Annotated in this window: 17 protein-coding genes and 1 tRNA gene; 11 read left to right on the plus strand and 7 right to left on the minus strand. The window is 59.3% G+C overall.

Features of this window, described 5'->3' with window-relative positions:
* The first annotated feature begins 34 nt into the window (after nucleotides 1-34).
* Genes tyrS through RLO149_RS11530 form a run of 3 tightly spaced genes read left to right on the plus strand, consistent with a single transcriptional unit; the run spans nucleotide 35 to nucleotide 2,673 of the window.
* A complete protein-coding gene (tyrS, locus tag RLO149_RS11520; RefSeq protein WP_013962268.1) occupies nucleotides 35-1,285 on the plus strand; it encodes a tyrosine--tRNA ligase in 1,251 nt (416 codons plus the stop codon).
* 33 nt (nucleotides 1,286-1,318) lie between these two features.
* A complete protein-coding gene (locus RLO149_RS11525) occupies nucleotides 1,319-2,074 on the plus strand; it encodes an SDR family NAD(P)-dependent oxidoreductase (protein ID WP_013962269.1) in 756 nt (251 codons plus the stop codon).
* Nucleotides 2,074-2,673 (plus strand): hypothetical protein, encoded by a 600-nt coding sequence (locus tag RLO149_RS11530; RefSeq protein ID WP_013962270.1) that lies wholly within the window; start codon nucleotides 2,074-2,076, stop codon nucleotides 2,671-2,673. The genes RLO149_RS11525 and RLO149_RS11530 overlap by 1 nt, the downstream gene beginning before the upstream one ends.
* On the opposite strand, the gene RLO149_RS11535 is transcribed toward RLO149_RS11530, so the two are convergent.
* The 3 genes from RLO149_RS11535 to RLO149_RS11545 all read right to left on the minus strand — a co-directional run bounded on the left by RLO149_RS11535 (nucleotide 2,670) and on the right by RLO149_RS11545 (nucleotide 5,769).
* Nucleotides 2,670-4,478: an ABC-F family ATP-binding cassette domain-containing protein gene (locus tag RLO149_RS11535; RefSeq protein WP_013962271.1), complete on the minus strand. Its 1,809-nt coding sequence runs from the start codon at nucleotides 4,476-4,478 to the stop codon at nucleotides 2,670-2,672. The two genes, RLO149_RS11530 and RLO149_RS11535, sit on opposite strands and share 4 nt — an antisense overlap.
* A 66-nt stretch (nucleotides 4,479-4,544) precedes the next feature.
* Complete coding sequence (locus RLO149_RS11540; RefSeq protein ID WP_013962272.1) at nucleotides 4,545-5,270, minus strand: GNAT family N-acetyltransferase; 726 nt, start codon at nucleotides 5,268-5,270, stop codon at nucleotides 4,545-4,547.
* Between the two features lie 22 nt (nucleotides 5,271-5,292).
* A complete protein-coding gene (locus RLO149_RS11545) occupies nucleotides 5,293-5,769 on the minus strand; it encodes an outer membrane protein assembly factor BamE (protein ID WP_013962273.1) in 477 nt (158 codons plus the stop codon).
* Between the two features lie 87 nt (nucleotides 5,770-5,856).
* Between RLO149_RS11545 and RLO149_RS11550 the strand changes: the two genes are divergently transcribed.
* The 8 genes from RLO149_RS11550 (at nucleotide 5,857) to RLO149_RS11585 (ending at nucleotide 11,849) form a co-directional block, all read left to right on the plus strand.
* Nucleotides 5,857-6,402 carry a YceD family protein gene (locus RLO149_RS11550; protein ID WP_148264351.1) on the plus strand — a complete coding sequence of 182 codons (546 nt, stop codon included), beginning with the start codon at nucleotides 5,857-5,859 and terminating at the stop codon, nucleotides 6,400-6,402.
* Nucleotides 6,403-6,634: 232 nt separating this feature from the next.
* A complete protein-coding gene (rpmF, locus tag RLO149_RS11555; protein WP_013962275.1) occupies nucleotides 6,635-6,841 on the plus strand; it encodes a 50S ribosomal protein L32 in 207 nt (68 codons plus the stop codon).
* Nucleotides 6,842-6,890: 49 nt separating this feature from the next.
* Nucleotides 6,891-7,964: a phosphate acyltransferase PlsX gene (gene plsX, locus RLO149_RS11560; RefSeq protein ID WP_013962276.1), complete on the plus strand. Its 1,074-nt coding sequence runs from the start codon at nucleotides 6,891-6,893 to the stop codon at nucleotides 7,962-7,964.
* Nucleotides 7,961-8,932, plus strand: coding sequence for a beta-ketoacyl-ACP synthase III (locus tag RLO149_RS11565; RefSeq protein WP_013962277.1), 972 nt, complete (start codon nucleotides 7,961-7,963; stop codon nucleotides 8,930-8,932). The genes plsX and RLO149_RS11565 overlap by 4 nt, the downstream gene beginning before the upstream one ends.
* Nucleotides 8,933-9,029: 97 nt before the next feature.
* Entirely contained in the window at nucleotides 9,030-9,332 is a 303-nt protein-coding gene (gene ihfA / locus RLO149_RS11570) for an integration host factor subunit alpha (RefSeq protein WP_013962278.1), read from the plus strand.
* A gap of 4 nt (nucleotides 9,333-9,336) precedes the next feature.
* A complete protein-coding gene (locus RLO149_RS11575; RefSeq protein WP_013962279.1) occupies nucleotides 9,337-10,572 on the plus strand; it encodes a MerR family transcriptional regulator in 1,236 nt (411 codons plus the stop codon).
* Nucleotides 10,573-10,628: 56 nt separating this feature from the next.
* Nucleotides 10,629-10,705: transfer RNA gene (locus tag RLO149_RS11580), tRNA-Pro, on the plus strand.
* Between the two features lie 67 nt (nucleotides 10,706-10,772).
* Nucleotides 10,773-11,849: a 2'-deoxycytidine 5'-triphosphate deaminase gene (locus RLO149_RS11585; protein WP_013962280.1), complete on the plus strand. Its 1,077-nt coding sequence runs from the start codon at nucleotides 10,773-10,775 to the stop codon at nucleotides 11,847-11,849.
* A 47-nt stretch (nucleotides 11,850-11,896) separates the two neighbouring features.
* On the opposite strand, the gene scpB is transcribed toward RLO149_RS11585, so the two are convergent.
* The 4 genes from scpB to RLO149_RS11605 form a co-directional block, all read right to left on the minus strand.
* Complete coding sequence (gene scpB, locus RLO149_RS11590) at nucleotides 11,897-12,502, minus strand: SMC-Scp complex subunit ScpB (protein WP_148264474.1); 606 nt, start codon at nucleotides 12,500-12,502, stop codon at nucleotides 11,897-11,899.
* A 62-nt stretch (nucleotides 12,503-12,564) separates the two neighbouring features.
* Nucleotides 12,565-13,356, minus strand: a complete 792-nt coding sequence (locus RLO149_RS11595; protein WP_013962282.1) for a segregation and condensation protein A — start codon at nucleotides 13,354-13,356, stop codon at nucleotides 12,565-12,567.
* 15 nt (nucleotides 13,357-13,371) lie between these two features.
* Nucleotides 13,372-14,370, minus strand: coding sequence for a beta-N-acetylhexosaminidase (nagZ, locus tag RLO149_RS11600; RefSeq protein ID WP_013962283.1), 999 nt, complete (start codon nucleotides 14,368-14,370; stop codon nucleotides 13,372-13,374).
* A 3-nt stretch (nucleotides 14,371-14,373) separates the two neighbouring features.
* The gene (locus tag RLO149_RS11605; protein WP_013962284.1) at nucleotides 14,374-15,339 is read right to left on the minus strand and encodes an SPOR domain-containing protein; all 966 of its coding nucleotides are present in this window, start codon (nucleotides 15,337-15,339) and stop codon (nucleotides 14,374-14,376) included.
* Between the last annotated feature and the right edge of the window lie 15 nt (nucleotides 15,340-15,354).

A 15,354-nucleotide genomic window follows, 5' to 3' on the forward strand; every position in this document is an offset into this window, starting at 1 on the left:
AGAGTGAGCGCATTGCAAGCAGAGAGCAAGACCAATGACCTACACCCCGAAATCCGATTTCATGGCTGTGATGATGGAGCGCGGCTTTATGGCCGATTGCACGGATTATCAGGGGCTGGATGAAGCACTGCTCAAGGGCGTTCAATCGGCCTATATCGGGTTTGATGCCACGGCGAAATCGCTGCATGTTGGGTCGCTGATCCAGATCATGATGCTGCGCTGGTTCCAGAAAACCGGGCACAAGCCGCTGACGCTCATGGGGGGTGGGACCACCAAAGTGGGCGATCCAAGCTTTCGGGCGGACGAACGCCCGTTGTTGGGGCCGGAGGCGATTGACGACAATATCGCCGGGATCAAGCAGGTGTTCTCCGCCTATATTGATTATTCGGATGCGCCCACCGGGGCTTTGATGCTGAACAACGCCGAATGGCTGGACAATCTCAACTACCTCGATTTTCTGCGCGACATTGGGCGGCATTTCTCGATCAACCGGATGCTCAGCTTTGAGAGTGTGAAATCGCGGCTCGACCGGGAACAATCCTTGTCGTTTCTCGAATTCAATTACATGATCCTGCAGGCCTATGATTTCATGGAACTGCATCGCCGTTACGGCTGTATCCTGCAGCTTGGCGGATCGGATCAATGGGGCAATATCGTCAACGGTATTGACCTGACCCGCCGTGTCATTGATGGCGAGGTCTATGGGCTGACTTCGCCTTTGCTGACGACATCTGATGGCAAGAAGATGGGTAAATCCCAATCCGGCGCGGTTTGGCTGAATGCCGATATGTTCTCTCCTTACGAGTTCTGGCAGTTCTGGCGCAATACGACGGATGCCGATGTCGGGCGGTTTCTGAAGCTCTATACCGAACTCCCCTTGGATGAATGTGAGCGTCTGGGAGCACTTGCAGGGTCTGAGATCAATGCCGCCAAGATCACGCTGGCGAACGAGATCACAACGCTTTTGCACGGCGCTGAGGCGGCTGCGACGGCCGCACAGACCGCGCATGACGTCTTTGAAAAAGGCGGGGTTGGGGATGATCTGCCCACCCTGACGCTAAGCGCAGAAGACGTCGCGCAGGGTATTTCCATCGTGCAGCTGATCGTCAAATCGGGCCTCGCCAATTCAGGCAAAGAGGCCAAACGCCTGATTGCAGAAAATGGTGCCAAACTGGATGATGCACCGTTGACCAACGCGGGGTTGATGATCGACGCCGCTGCGTTGCAGTCGCCGATCAAGCTGAGTGCTGGTAAAAAGCGTCACGCTATGGTGCAACTGTCCTGACAATAAAAACCTGAAACCAAAGGAGTCGCGCCGATGAAACTCGCAACAACCGCTGCTGTTGTCACCGGGGCGGCCTCTGGCCTTGGCGAAGCGACCGCGCGCCACTTTGCAAAGCACGGCGCGCAGGTGACCCTGTTGGATCGCGATGCAGAGCGGGGACAGACTATCGCGCGGGAGATCGATGCGCGTTTTGTTGAAACAGACGTGACGGATGAAGCATCGGTCAAGGCGGCCATCGCCACCGCCAAGGAACAGATGAACGGCATCACGGCAGCGGTGAACTGTGCCGGGATCGTCTATGGGATCAAGACCGTGGGCCGGGATGGCCCCCATCCCCTCGCGCCGTTTTCGCGCACGCTCGATGTAAACCTTGTCGGGACGTTCAATGTGGCGCGTCTGGCCGCCGAGGCGATGGCCGAAAACGATCCCGAACTGGATGGCGCACGCGGTGTTATCATCAACACCGCGTCGATTGCCGCCTTTGACGGGCAAAAGGGGCAGACCGCCTATGCCGCTTCCAAGGGAGGCGTGGTGGCCATGTGCCTGCCAATGGCGCGCGATCTGGCGCAGACGGGCGTGCGTGTGATGACCATCGCGCCGGGTATCTTCATGACGCCGATGCTTGCGGGGCTCAGCGATGAAATACAGGCTGAACTCGCCGCCGACGTTCCCTGCCCCCGCAGGTTGGGAGACCCCGAAGAGTTTGCGCAGCTGGCAGGTTTTATCGTTGAGGCCGGGTATCTGAACGGCGAAGTCATCCGCATTGATGGCGCGCTGCGGATGCGCTGATGCCGCTGCAAAACCGCGTCCAACCCACCGGAGAGATCATCGCCCACCCGGCGCGGGGGCAGTTTATGGGCAATCGCGGTATCTTGCATGACTCAGACCAGCGTTTGGGCAAAGCGCGTTGGCGGCACAAGGCCTGGGTGACTTGTGTGTTATCGTTCAAAGGGCGCCACCGCGCCTTGATGCGCCCCCACAACTACACAGAGCTGTTCTTTCTGGACGAGGCCGTCGCTTTTGCGGCGGGGCACCGCCCCTGCGGGGAGTGCCGCAGAGCGGATTACAATCAGTTCCGCGCAGCCGCTGAAGTAACCACACCCATTGCCGCTTATGACGCCATCCTGCACGCCCAGCGCGCCGTGCCACGCCGCTATGAACAAGTGCGCTACACCGCTGACATCGCGGAGTTACCAGACGGTGTCTTTATTTTGTCCGAAACCGGTGCTGCGCATCTGCTGTGGGAGGACAAGATGTTGCCCTACACCCCGTCAGGGTATGGCCAGCCGATCCACCGTCCCGCACGAGGCACCGTTACGGTGCTGACACCCGCGCCGATGGTGCAGGTTTTGCAGGCGGGATACAAAGTGCAGGTCGCGCAGCCCTAACCCTGTGCCTTTTCCTCAAGCATCAGCCATTCTTCTTCGGCGTCATCCAGCATAGCTTGACGCGCAACCAAGGCATCCGTCGCTTTTTGGAATTTGACTGGGTTTTCCGTGAAAAGCTCCGCATCGCTGAGCACCTCAACCAGTTTTGCAATCTCTGCCTCGAGGCGCGCCATCTCATCCGGCAAGGCGTCAAGCCGGTGTTGTTCCGTAAAGCTCAATCCCGATTTCGGCTTGGATTTCCCCTTTGAAGACGCAGGTTCGCTTGCTTTCAGCTTTGAAGGCGCGGTGATTTTATCCGTCTGGCGTTGCGAAACATAATCGCTCCACCCGCCGGCATAGACCGTGGCACGGCCATCCCCTTCCATCGCGATGGTGGTGGCGGCAACCCGGTCCAGAAAATCGCGGTCGTGGCTGACCAGCAGAACCGTGCCGTCATAGGTTTCCAGCAGCTCTTGCAACAAATCGAGGCTTTCGACGTCCAGATCATTGGTCGGCTCATCGAGAACCAGAAGGTTGCTCGGGCGCGCCATCAGCTTGGCCAGCAGCAGACGTGCTTTTTCCCCACCCGACAGCGACCGGACGGGTGCGCGCGCCTGCGCCTCATCAAACAGGAATTCCTTGAGATAACCGACCACATGTTTGGGCTGCCCGCGCACCATGACCTGATCGGCCTTGCCTGAGACACGCATCTCCGGATCGCCCGTCAGGCTGTCCCACAGGCTCATGTCGCCATCAAGCTGTGCGCGCGCCTGATCAAACAGGGCAATGTCCAGATTGGTGCCCAGTTTTACATCGCCTGCATCCGGGGTCTCGCGCCCGATCAACATGTTGAGCAAGGTTGTCTTGCCCACGCCGTTCGGTCCGACAAAAGCGATGCGATCCCCCCGCTGGATGGTCAGCGAAAATGGCGACAGAATGGTTCTGTCCCCGAAAGCTTTGGTGATGTTAGTTGCTTCAATGACCTTTCGGCCAGATTTGGGCCCGGCTTCAAATGCCATGGCGGCGGTGCCTTGGCGGTTGATCTGCGACGCGCGTTGGGCGCGCAGGTCCTGCAACGCGCGTACCCGGCCCTGATTGCGCTTGCGCCGCGCGGAGATACCTTCGACAGCCCAGCGGGCCTCTGCCTTGATCTTGCGGTTAAGCTTGTGACGCTGGGTGTCTTCTTCTTCCCAGACAGTGTCGCGCCACGTCTCAAAGGCATCAAACCCTTTTTCCTGCCGCCGTACCGCACCGCGATCAATCCACAAAGTGGCCCGCGTCAAGGCGCGCAGGAACGCCCGGTCGTGGCTGATGATCACATAGCTCTTGCGGCTCTGCTTGAGCTCTTCTTCAAGCCAGGCGATTGCTTCGATATCAAGGTGGTTTGTCGGCTCGTCGAGCAGCATCAGGTCCGGCTCATCCGCCATGATCCGCGCAAGTGCTGCACGCCGCCGCTCTCCGCCGCTGGCTGTTTCAACCGGGCGTGCCGGATCAAACTTGAGCCCCGCCCCCGCGCGTTCAACCTTATACATCTCGGATGCATCAAGCTCATGCGCTGCGAAATCGCCCAGCGTTGTGAACCCGCTGAGGTCGGGGTCCTGCTCCATATAACCAACGGATATGCCGGGACCGGTGATCACATCACCCCGGTCGACTTCAACATTACCGGCCATAACCTTCATCAGGGTCGATTTGCCCGACCCATTGCGCCCCACCAACGCCACACGGTCGCCGGGTTGCGTGACAAGGCTAAGCCCGTCGAAAACCGGATCCCCCCCAAAGGTCAGAGAAATATCATTGAGTTGTAAAAGAGGTATACGGGCCATGACGCGCAGCTATGCTGCCCACCCGATCTCGTCAATGCAGAAAGCTGCACGAGCCACAGATTGCGATCAATGCGCCCCAAGTAAAAAGCGCAGCGCTTTTTTGCGCGCGGGCGGGATCAGGGCCACCTCAACCCCGGTAAAAACATGCATCGTTCCCATCTGCCGGTCGATCACCGCGTGATCGCTGACCCAGCCCCCGAGACGCAGGTAGCTGCGCAGCAGTGGCGGTGTCTGCGTCATGGCGCGTTGGAGGTCTGGCGTGGCATTAACATACCCGTCGAGCGACACACGCTCTGCGGCTTTCGCACCGGGGGACCATTTGCGCGGCGCGATATGACGATGCGCCAACATTGCAAAGGCGTCTTCATACAGGGCTGGCACCATCCCCTGAAAGGACGAACACCCAAAGAGCAAAGCGATCTTCAAAGCATCCACCTGCGCCGTCAACACAGCCCAGGCAAGGCGCAGCACATCCGGGTCATGGCACCCGGCGTCCATGCAAAACCGCCCGACCTCAAGCATATGGCCATGAAACACCTCAAGCGGTGAAAGGTCATAGAATTGCGCTGAATAGCTTTGCGTGATTTGGGCAGGTTTCAGATGAAGCATGCGAAAACAGCAGACCGGTGCGCCGCTGGTTGTATCTGCGATAAGCACATGGGTGCAGCGTGAATCATACGCGTCGCAATCGTGCGTCACTTCCAACCCAAAACACGCCGCCCGAAAAGACTGCGCATGCAGGATCAAGGGCCCCGATGTCGCGACTGTTGCCTGATAGCGGCCCCGTTTCATCAGCGCGCTCTAATGTCGTGATCTATAGGCCGAGACCATTCGGTGTAAAGCTGCCAATGTTACCGACAAGCTGACGCAGGAAGGATTTACCTGCGACACTGGAATCAGTCACACGCCGGGTCAAACTGACGATCTGCCCCCGCTCCAGCCCGAAACTCTCCACATTCTCGACGATTCCATTGGCATCGAAACTGACGGCAACTACCTGACGTTCAATCACTTCGGGGTCCAGCATAGCGACGGTGCGCATGCGGCTGCGCACAAAATACAAGGCATCATCTTCCAGCACCGAAGTAGATCCGGATGTGCCAAGAGTCTCTTCGACGGACGACCGCGTATCGATGCCGACCACGATCTGGTCAAGGTCTTCCTGCGGCGGCACATATCCATGATTGCGATATGTCGGACCACACGCAACCAGCCCGAACAGAACACCTGCCAAGACAAAGGTCCGTGCCGTTTTGGAAAACCGGTATCCCTGCGGTATTCGCATACTCATAACGCTGGCCCTTGCCCTTGTGCTCCATGGCTTCTATCTCGCTTACACCATGCACGTGCCATGGTTCAAGAAACGAAAGCAGCATCAATGTCGCAAACACCGCCCTCACCTACCGCTTTGCGTGTCAGTGGCTTGTCACAGAACACTGCCACACCCTTTGATCTACGCCCGGCAAAGGCTCAGCGGACTGAATTGGCCACGCAAATGGATCTTCTGGGTTTGCGTAAATTATCGTTTACAGGCCAAATTACGTCACTTGGGGCTGCCGATTGGCAACTTGACGCAACCTTGGGTGCAACCGTTGTGCAGCCATGTGCCGTCACGGTTGAACCGGTCACGACGCGAATCGATGTGCCTGTCCGGCGCGTCTATCAAAAAGACTTCATCGACGTGGATGCACCCGAGGCGGAAATCCCCGACGACGACGCTGTTGAGCCTTTGTCTACCTGGATAGACCCGGCAGACGTCATGATTGAAGCCCTCGTGTTGCATCTGCCACTCTATCCACGCGCGCCGGACGCAGAACTCGGCGTACTCAGCGTGAGTGAACCCGGAGTGCGCCCAATGACGGACGAAGATGCGCGCCCTTTTGCAGGGCTGGCAGCACTCAAAGAGCAACTGAAAGACGACTGATGCCCCGAATCTGCAGCGTGTATGCGCGTCCGGCAGCGGCATCCGAACAAAAAGAGCTTGCACGCGCCGCTTATCACAGTATTTTGCGTGGCTCTTCCAAATAGGGTTGGACAAAGCGACGGCTTGCGCCTAAACGCACGTCACACCCACGAATGGGACATCTATTCACGAAACTCGGCTTTTTGCGCGATATCACCAGCGCTGAGCCCCGAACGACAAAAGGCCCAAGACAATGGCTGTTCAACAGAACAAAGTCTCCAAATCGCGCCGCAACAATCGTCGCGCGCACGATTCGCTGGTCGCAGCAAACCCAAATGAATGCACCAACTGTGGCGAGCTGAAACGCCCCCACCATATCTGTGCCGCCTGCGGTCACTATGACGACAAAGAAGTCGTGGCACTGTCAGAAGAGATTGATCTGGAAGACGACGCAGCCTAAACCTGTGCCTTAACGAATACGGGCAGCAGGGTTTGGGGGCAGTCGCTTTATGACGGCGCAGACCGGTCAGACGCAATCACACGATGAACGCATCATCATCTCGGTAGATGCGATGGGGGGGGACGAGGGTCCCGCCGCTATTGTTGCGGGCTGCGACGTGTCAGCGCGCAAAAACCCTGACGTGTTTTTCATCCTGCATGGGCCAGAGGCGGAAATTTCCGCTCTCGTCGCCCGCCGCAAATCATTGCAGGGTCGCTGCGAAGTCCGCGATGCGACCGGTGTCGTTACGATGGACGACAAACCCAGTCAGGTTGTGCGCAACAGCAAAGGCACCTCCATGTGGTCCGCCATTGAAGCCGTGCGCGATGGCAGTGCGTCAGTCGCCGTTTCCTGTGGCAACACCGGGGCGCTCATGGCCCTTTCCATGATCCGACTGCGCAAACTACCCGGTGTGAACCGTCCCGCGATCGCTGTGCTTTATCCCTCCTCCAACCAGCAGGGCTTCAATGTGCTGCTCGACGTGGGGGCAGACATCAAGGCGGATGCGGATGATTTGCTGCGCTATGCGCTGATGGGCATGTCTTATGCACGTAACGGGCTTGATCTGCCGCGCCCGCGTGTCGGGTTGCTCAACGTGGGCACCGAGGAACACAAGGGCCGCACCGAACTCAAGGAAGCCTTTGATCTGATCAAGGAGCAACAGGATCCGGCGGGATTTGATTTTGTCGGCTTCGTGGAAGGCGGCGATATTTCGGGTGATCTGTGTGATGTAATCGTGACGGATGGTTTTACGGGCAATGTCGCGATCAAGACTGGTGAGGGCACGGCAAATCTTGTCGGTAACCGTCTGCGTGAGGCATTCCGTTACACGCCCTTGTCGCGGCTGGCCTCGCTCTTGGCCTATCCGTCGCTGCGCCGCCTGAAGAAAAAGATCGACCCCCGCCGTGTGAATGGCGGCGTTTTTCTGGGGTTGAATGGGACAGTTGTGAAATCACACGGCTCCGCTGACGCAACCGGCGTGTCGTCCGCGATTAAGCTGGCCGCACAACTGGCGCATATCCAGTTTACCGACAAACTTGCAGCCCGCGTTGCCGGCCTGCCCGCAGAGGAGAAAGCCCAGTGACCCTGCGTGCCGTTGTAACGGGTGTCGGACATTATCTGCCCGATCGTGTCGTGCCAAATTCCGAGTTTGAAAAAACTCTCGATACCAATGACGAGTGGATACGTGCGCGCTCTGGCATTGAACGCAGACACTTTGCAGCCGAAGGTGAAACAACCGCGAGCATGGCCAGTGCCGCCAGTCGCGCAGCACTCGCGATGGCCGGGGTCGAGCCACAGGACGTCGATGCAATCATTGTCGCAACTTCCACGGCCGATTTGACGTTTCCCTCGGCGGCGACAATGGTGCAGGCCGAACTTGGTATGACACGCGGGTTTGCCTTTGATGTGCAAGCCGTCTGCGCGGGGTTTGTCTTTGCCCTGAGCAACGCCAATGCGCTGATCCTGTCCGGTCAGGCGAAAAGAGTATTGGTGATCGGTGCCGAAACCTTCAGCCGCATCATGGACTGGACGGATCGCTCAACCTGCGTTCTGTTTGGCGACGGTGCGGGCGCTGTTCTGCTCGAAGTTCAGGACGGCACCGGCACCTCAGCGGACCGCGGCATCCTCTCCACCGATCTGAACTCCGACGGGCGGCACAAGGATCTCTTGTACGTTGATGGCGGCGTTTCTACTGGGACAACCGGGTATCTTCGGATGCAGGGCAATCAGGTATTCCGCCATGCGGTCGAAAAGCTCGCCTCCACCGCCACCACCGCCCTTGAGCGCGCAGGGGTGACAGCGGCGGATGTCGATTGGGTTGTACCGCATCAGGCGAATATCCGTATCATTCAAGGAACAGCCAAGAAGCTGGGCGTGTCGATGGACCGGGTCGTGGTGACAGTACAGGATCACGGTAATACCTCGGCTGCATCGATTCCCCTCGCACTCTCCGTGGGGCATGCGCGCGGGCAAATCAAACAGGGCGATCTGGTGGTCACCGAGGCCATCGGCGGTGGATTGGCTTGGGGCGCGGTCGTACTGCGCTGGTAAACGGGGTTATTTTCGCTCATCTGGCGTTGAGCAAGTCATTGATATTGACTCGTAAAAATGCATGGACGTACAGTCGTTGAAAACGAAAGGGACAGAGATGGCCGAGAAAACGTTGACAAGAATGGACCTGAGCGAGGCGGTTTTTCGCGAGGTTGGCCTGTCTCGAAATGAAAGCGCACAATTGGTCGAATCGGTATTGGAGCATCTCTCCGATGCGCTGGTAAGTGGCGAGCAGGTCAAGATCTCCTCGTTTGGCACCTTTTCGGTGCGCGATAAATCAGCCCGTGTGGGACGCAACCCAAAGACCGGCGAAGAGGTTCCGATCAACCCACGCCGTGTGTTGACGTTCAGGCCCTCTCACCTGATGAAAGATCGTGTGGCCGACGGCAACAAGTCCTGAACGCATGCCCAAATCACCTGACGCGTTCCGCACGATCTCAGAGGTCGCCGACTGGTTGGGCGTGCAGGCGCATGTGCTGCGCTTTTGGGAAAGCAAATTCAGCCAAGTCAAACCTATAAAACGCGCAGGTGGCAGGCGCTATTACAGACCGGCGGATATGCTGCTGCTGGGTGGCATAAAGCAGTTGCTGCATGAGGACGGCCTGACCATCAAGGGCGCGCAGAAACTGTTGCGTGAAAACGGCGTGCCTTATGTCGCGGATATGTCGCAACCACTGGACGACCTGACAATTGCGGTGATCGAGGGGAGTACGGCCGGATCTGACGACGAGGTTTCCGATCTGCAGGAGGCGGTCGTCCCTGATGCCATGCCCGAGGAAAGCCCCGCGGCCCCAGCGGCTCAGGTCCTTGACGAACCACCTGCACCTGTGACCCCTGAAGCCCCCGCCATGCCAGAGCCGGAGGTGCTTGCAAGCACACCGACCGAACCCGAAGTGATAGCCAGCACGCCGGAACCCGATCTGAGCACGCAGACGCCAGAAACAGCGCCATTGGTGGCAAGTGAACCTGATCCGGAGCCCGTCCCGCAGGCGGTCGTGCCTGCGGATGCGTCCGATGTGCTCGCCCCATCTGAAACTGCTCTGACGGCGCCACCTGCAGAGCAAGATGATGTGCCTGCACCACGAGAACCCGAGCCTGCACCGCAAGAGGTCGAGCCCGCGCCGCAAGAGCCCGAGCCCGCACCGCAAGAGGTCGAGCCCTCACCGATGACGCGCCTGGCGGATGAACCGGTTGCAGCTGAAACGGTGCCAAGCGACCCTGCCAGTGCTGAACCTGAGCAGCCACAGACGTCGCAGGACGCGGCACAGGCGATGCCGAGTTTTCGCGCCCGTCCCCGCAGCGCCGATGCAGAGGCGATCATACCCACTGAACCCACACCGGCACCCGCCGCTCCGCAGGAGACGCCGACACCTCCCCAAGCTGAGCCAACGGTTCAGGACAGTGCTGCACCCGTATCGCCGCCTGAGACCTCCAACGAGGCACCCAAACCGAGAGTCGTCGATCTGCCCCCGGTGCCGGCAATCTCGCAGATTGCCGTGGATCCGTCCGCTTTGTCCGCGTTGACGCAGGTAAAATCGCTGACACCAGCACAGGCGCAAGAGATCAAGCCCTTGCTTGCGCGGCTCACCCGCCTGCGCGCCAGCATGGCAACCCCCCGCAAAGAAATCCACAAAGACTGACAGGTGGTATTTCTCTCTTGCCACGACGCCCAGATCGGGTATGAAGCGCGTCAAGTCGGGCTATGGCGCAGCCTGGTAGCGCGTCCGTCTGGGGGACGGAAGGTCGCAGGTTCGAGTCCTGCTAGCCCGACCAACATAAAATCTACACCAAGCGCCCGTACTCTTGCAGTGCGGGCCTTTGTGCTTTCGGGAGCGGATATATGAGCGGCGTGCTGCCAAACCAAGCCATCGAACGGATGGTCGCGGAAAACCAGATCGCTGCAACGCGCAACCTCGTTGAGGGACAAATCCAGCCTGCAAGTCTGGACCTGCGCCTTGGCAGCGTCGCCTTTCGGGTGCGCGCCTCTTTTCTGGCCGGTCACGGCGCGCGGGTCATGGATCGTTTGCGCGAGTTTGAGATGCACCGCGTCGACCTCTCGCAAGGCGCCGTTCTCGAAAAGGGATGCGTTTATGTCGTGCCTTTGATGGAGTCTCTCGCCCTGCCCGGCGACGTGCAGGCCGTGGCAAACGCTAAAAGCTCCACCGGGCGTCTTGACCTGTTGACCCGCACGATCACCGACGGGGGCACCGAGTTTGACCGGATCGCGCCGGGGTATCACGGCCCGCTTTATGCAGAGATCTGCCCGCGCTCGTTTTCCGTTCTGGTCCGGCCCGGTATGCGGCTGAACCAAATCCGTTTTCGCGCCGGACATGCGGTTCTGGATGACGCCGCGCTGAAAAGCCTGCATCAGGAAATTCCGCTCGTGAACGGCGATGCGGTCATCGACGAAGGGTTGGGGTTTTCTGTTGACCTGAAGCTGAAGGATACCACGCTGGTCGGCTATCGGGCGAAACCGCATACGGGCGTCATCGATCTGGAACAGATCAACCGATACGACGCATCTGAGTATTGGGAGGAAGTCCATACGCAGAACGGTCAGATCATTCTCGACCCGGGCGCGTTCTATATTCTCGTCAGCCGCGAAGCCGTAACGATTCCTCCTAATTACGCCGCTGAAATGGCCCCCTATCTGGCAATGGTGGGTGAATTCCGGGTGCATTACGCCGGCTTTTTCGACCCCGGTTTCGGCTTTGCACCGGCAGGCGGGGCGGGATCGCGCGGGGTTCTGGAGGTGCGCTGTCACGAAGCGCCCTTCGTGCTTGAACATGGTCAGGTGGTTGGCCGCCTTGTTTATGAGCGCATGGAAGAGGCCCCAACGCAGCTTTATGGGGCGGGCATCGCCTCGAACTATCAGGGGCAAGGTCTGAAGCTGTCGAAACACTTTAAGACGCCTTAGCGTCACCCCGCGCGACCTCTGACACCGTGGTTGTGTCACGTCGTGGTTTAATCCTCAAACAGCTCGCTTTGCCCTTCTGCGCTCTCGTCCGGCTCGTCTTCCTCGGAGTTGAGGCTGATGGCTCCGGGCGGCGGTCGGTTTTCAAGCAACCCTGCAGCGCGCAGTTCCTTCAACCCCGGCAGATCGCGCGCGTTCTCAAGACCAAAGTGATCCAGAAATTCAGCCGTCACGACGAATGTCACAGGGCGACCCGGTGTCATTTTCCGACGCCCAAAGCGGATCCATTCCATTTCAAGCAGTTGATCCACCGTGCCGCGCGACACCGACACGCCGCGGATTTCTTCGATCTCCGCGCGTGTGACGGGTTGGTGGTAGGCGATGATCGCCAGCGTCTCAACAGCGGCGCGGCTGAGTTTGCGCGTCTCGATGGTTTCGCGCTGCATCAGAAAGCCCAAATCGGGTGCGGTCCGCATCGCCCATGCATCGCCGATATGGCACAGTCTGACACCCCTGCCCTCGTATCTCTTGCGCAGATAGACCAACGCTTCGGCCGGGTCGGACCCATGCGGCATGCGCGCGGCAAGTTCCTTGACAGATACAGGCTCTGCTGATGCAAAGAGGATCGCTTCGACCATACGTTCCTGCTCGCCCATGGGCGGGGCCTCGAACAGGCTTTGTTCGTTTTCGTCGGACGCTGTGGGGGTGGTGTCGTCACTCACTGAGGTCTGTCCCTTTTGCGCAGTTCGATCGGTGCGAATGTGTCGGATTGACGTATCTCAAGGTGACCCTCTTTCACAAGCTCAAGGGATGCCGCAAAGGTCGCGGCAGTCGCGGACCTGCGGCGCACCGGGTCGAGTTCCCACCCTTCGGGCAGATAGCTTGAGATATCCGTCCAGTCGCCCGCATAGCCCATCAGACCGCGCATGCGTTCCAACGCCTGCTCCATCGTGAAGACAGCATCGCGGTCCATGACAAACGGGCGAAATTCATCACGCGTCCGAATACGGGCATAGCCCTGCATCAGGTCCAGCAATGTGGCGGTATATTGGATGTTGCGGGTGCGGGTGACCTCGTGGGTCTGGCCGCGCGCAAAGAAATCACGCCCAAGCCGGTCGCGCCCCATCAACCGTGCGGCGGCATCACGCATCGCCTGCAACCGCTCAAGCTGGAAGGCAAGATGCGCTGCAAGCTCTTCGCCGCTTGGCCCCTCTTCGGTCGGGTCAGGGGGCAAAAGCAGGCGAGACTTGAGAAAGGCAAGCCATGCGGCCATCACCAGATAATCCGCTGCCAGTTCAAGGCGCAGCGCCTTGGCGCGTTCCACAAAAGTCAGATATTGTTTGGCCAGTGCAAGGACGGAAATTTTGCGCAGGTCTACTTTTTGCGTCCGGCTCAGCGTCAACAAAACGTCCAGTGGACCCTCAAAACCTTCTACATCCACGATGAGTGCTTCGGCGGCCATGCGATCGGCAACAGACAGCTTGTCCTCTTCGAAGGGAATTTCAGCCATGCCCGATATCGACTTTCACGCCTTATTCAACAGCGCCTCAAGCTGAGCCTGCGCGGCCGGAATGTCAATATCATCAGGGGCGATCCGCACATTCAGGGCGCGTAATGCGCGGGTCTGCGCAGCAAAACTCATTTCGCCCGCAGCCTCGGCCACTTCATGGCGGTCGGCAAGCGATCCGTTGCAATGCAAGACCACATCACATCCTGCCACAAGGGCGGACTGCGCGATCTGGGTCAGACTGCCCGACAGCGCCTTCATCGAGATGTCATCGGTCATGATCAGGTTGTCAAACCCGATGTCCTCGCGGATGAGCTTCATCACCTTTGGCGAGAGCGTTGCGGGCGCGCTGTCCAGCGCCTCATAGACAAGATGCGCGGTCATCCCCATGGGCAGGTCGTTCAACGCTTTGAACGGGGCAAAATCCTGAGCGCGCAAATCAGCCGCCGATGCTGTGACATTTGGCAAATCGTAGTGACTGTCCAAGGTCGCACGCCCGTGTCCGGGGATGTGTTTGAGGACCGGGATGACCCCGCCCGCCAGCATCCCTTCAGCCGCCGCGCGCCCCAGCATCGCCACGCTATTCGCGTCCGTGCCATAACATCGGTTGCGCAGGAAATCATGGGTATCGGCGCTCGCGATATCCACCATCGGTGCGCAATTGCAGTCGATGCCGAGATCATGCAACTCAGCCGCGATCAGGCGAAAACGCAGATACATCGCCTCTTTGGCGCGCGGGCCGGCCTTGGCCACGAAATCCAGCGGAGGCAGCCATTCTGTCCAGACCGGGCCACGCAACCGTTGAACGCGCCCGCCTTCCTGATCAATGGTGATGGGCGCATCACGCCCGACACAATCCCGCATTTCCGTGCACAGGGCGCGCACCTGATCCGGGGAGTCGATGTTGCGGGCAAACAGGATGAACCCATAGGGGTTGGCGGCCCTGAAGAACGCCTTTTCATCCGCCGTCAGACGAAGCCCTTCGGCATCAAGGATAGTGGCCCCGAACCGTGCCACGCTCTATTTGACCTGCACCGGGATGCAATCGACGCCCTCCGCCTTGATGGCAGAGCAAAAGCGCCGCGTATCGCTGAGGCTCACAAACCCCATGGCGCGCAACCGGTAAAAAGTACGCCCCCCCGATTGCACTTCTTGTACAACCCGCGATTTGCCGTCGATCATCTGGCCGAATTTGGCCTGAATGCGTGTCCATTCCGCGCGCGCCACCTCGGGGCTGTCAAAGGCACCAAGCTGGGCAAGGCGTGTTCCGGAGGGAATATCCGCAGCGGCGACCTCAACGCTTTGCTCAGGGGTGTAGGCAACGCGCTGCACGGTTTGTTGAATGTCAGCCGGACGAATACGGGGGCGCAGAGACGCCCGCGCTCCGGGGGCATCTATGACCTGTGTGAGCAGCACAGCAGGGTGTGGCGTCAGATCGGACGTTGCCGCTATTTGCGCGCCATCCCCTGCCAATTCTGCCACAACCGCGTCAATAGCGCTTTGTTGCGCGCGATCGGTCGTGGGGGCAACGCCAGCCTCTGTCGTGATCAGCGATTCATGCGCCGGCGCGAGCGGTTTTGGCTGTATGACGGGTTCTTCTCTTTTTGCGGCAATGGGTTGATCTTCATCAGCCAGCTGTGTTGCCGGCGGTGCAAGCACCACGCGATCAACCGGTCCTGACGCAGAACCGCGTGCGGCAATTTCATTCACCGCCAGACCCTGATGGCGGGCCAGTTGCCCCCCCGGGTCTTCCGGGCGCACGCGCATCTCACCCTCTGCCGCGCGCACGACAGGGATGCCACTGACATCGCGCACCATGAGCTTGTAGCCCCAGACACCGATACCCGCGATCAACGCAATTGAAACAACCGCGCCCGCCATATTAGTGAGCGTAGCAATTGAAACCGATTGTGCGCCTTCGGGGCCCTGCCCCTGCGTACCATGACCATAGTCGCCCCGATAATGGGTGCGTTCAAAATCCGCCATTTGTGCCTCACCGCC

Source organism: Roseobacter litoralis Och 149 (assembly GCF_000154785.2).
GTDB lineage: Bacteria > Pseudomonadota > Alphaproteobacteria > Rhodobacterales > Rhodobacteraceae > Roseobacter > Roseobacter litoralis.

What these genes read in the sequence shown, in the direction of transcription:
- tyrS (WP_013962268.1), top strand. Translation starts at nt 35, where the DNA reads ATGACCTACACCCCGAAATCCGATTTCATGGCTGTGATGATGGAGCGC.
- RLO149_RS11525 (WP_013962269.1), top strand. Translation starts at nt 1,319, where the DNA reads ATGAAACTCGCAACAACCGCTGCTGTTGTCACCGGGGCGGCCTCTGGC.
- RLO149_RS11530 (WP_013962270.1), top strand. Translation starts at nt 2,074, where the DNA reads ATGCCGCTGCAAAACCGCGTCCAACCCACCGGAGAGATCATCGCCCAC.
- RLO149_RS11535 (WP_013962271.1), bottom strand. Translation starts at nt 4,478, where the DNA reads ATGGCCCGTATACCTCTTTTACAACTCAATGATATTTCTCTGACCTTT.
- RLO149_RS11540 (WP_013962272.1), bottom strand. Translation starts at nt 5,270, where the DNA reads ATGAAACGGGGCCGCTATCAGGCAACAGTCGCGACATCGGGGCCCTTG.
- RLO149_RS11545 (WP_013962273.1), bottom strand. Translation starts at nt 5,769, where the DNA reads ATGAGTATGCGAATACCGCAGGGATACCGGTTTTCCAAAACGGCACGG.
- RLO149_RS11550 (WP_148264351.1), top strand. Translation starts at nt 5,857, where the DNA reads ATGTCGCAAACACCGCCCTCACCTACCGCTTTGCGTGTCAGTGGCTTG.
- rpmF (WP_013962275.1), top strand. Translation starts at nt 6,635, where the DNA reads ATGGCTGTTCAACAGAACAAAGTCTCCAAATCGCGCCGCAACAATCGT.
- plsX (WP_013962276.1), top strand. Translation starts at nt 6,891, where the DNA reads ATGACGGCGCAGACCGGTCAGACGCAATCACACGATGAACGCATCATC.
- ihfA (WP_013962278.1), top strand. Translation starts at nt 9,030, where the DNA reads ATGGCCGAGAAAACGTTGACAAGAATGGACCTGAGCGAGGCGGTTTTT.
- RLO149_RS11575 (WP_013962279.1), top strand. Translation starts at nt 9,337, where the DNA reads ATGCCCAAATCACCTGACGCGTTCCGCACGATCTCAGAGGTCGCCGAC.
- RLO149_RS11585 (WP_013962280.1), top strand. Translation starts at nt 10,773, where the DNA reads ATGAGCGGCGTGCTGCCAAACCAAGCCATCGAACGGATGGTCGCGGAA.
- scpB (WP_148264474.1), bottom strand. Translation starts at nt 12,502, where the DNA reads ATGGGCGAGCAGGAACGTATGGTCGAAGCGATCCTCTTTGCATCAGCA.
- RLO149_RS11595 (WP_013962282.1), bottom strand. Translation starts at nt 13,356, where the DNA reads ATGGCTGAAATTCCCTTCGAAGAGGACAAGCTGTCTGTTGCCGATCGC.
- RLO149_RS11605 (WP_013962284.1), bottom strand. Translation starts at nt 15,339, where the DNA reads ATGGCGGATTTTGAACGCACCCATTATCGGGGCGACTATGGTCATGGT.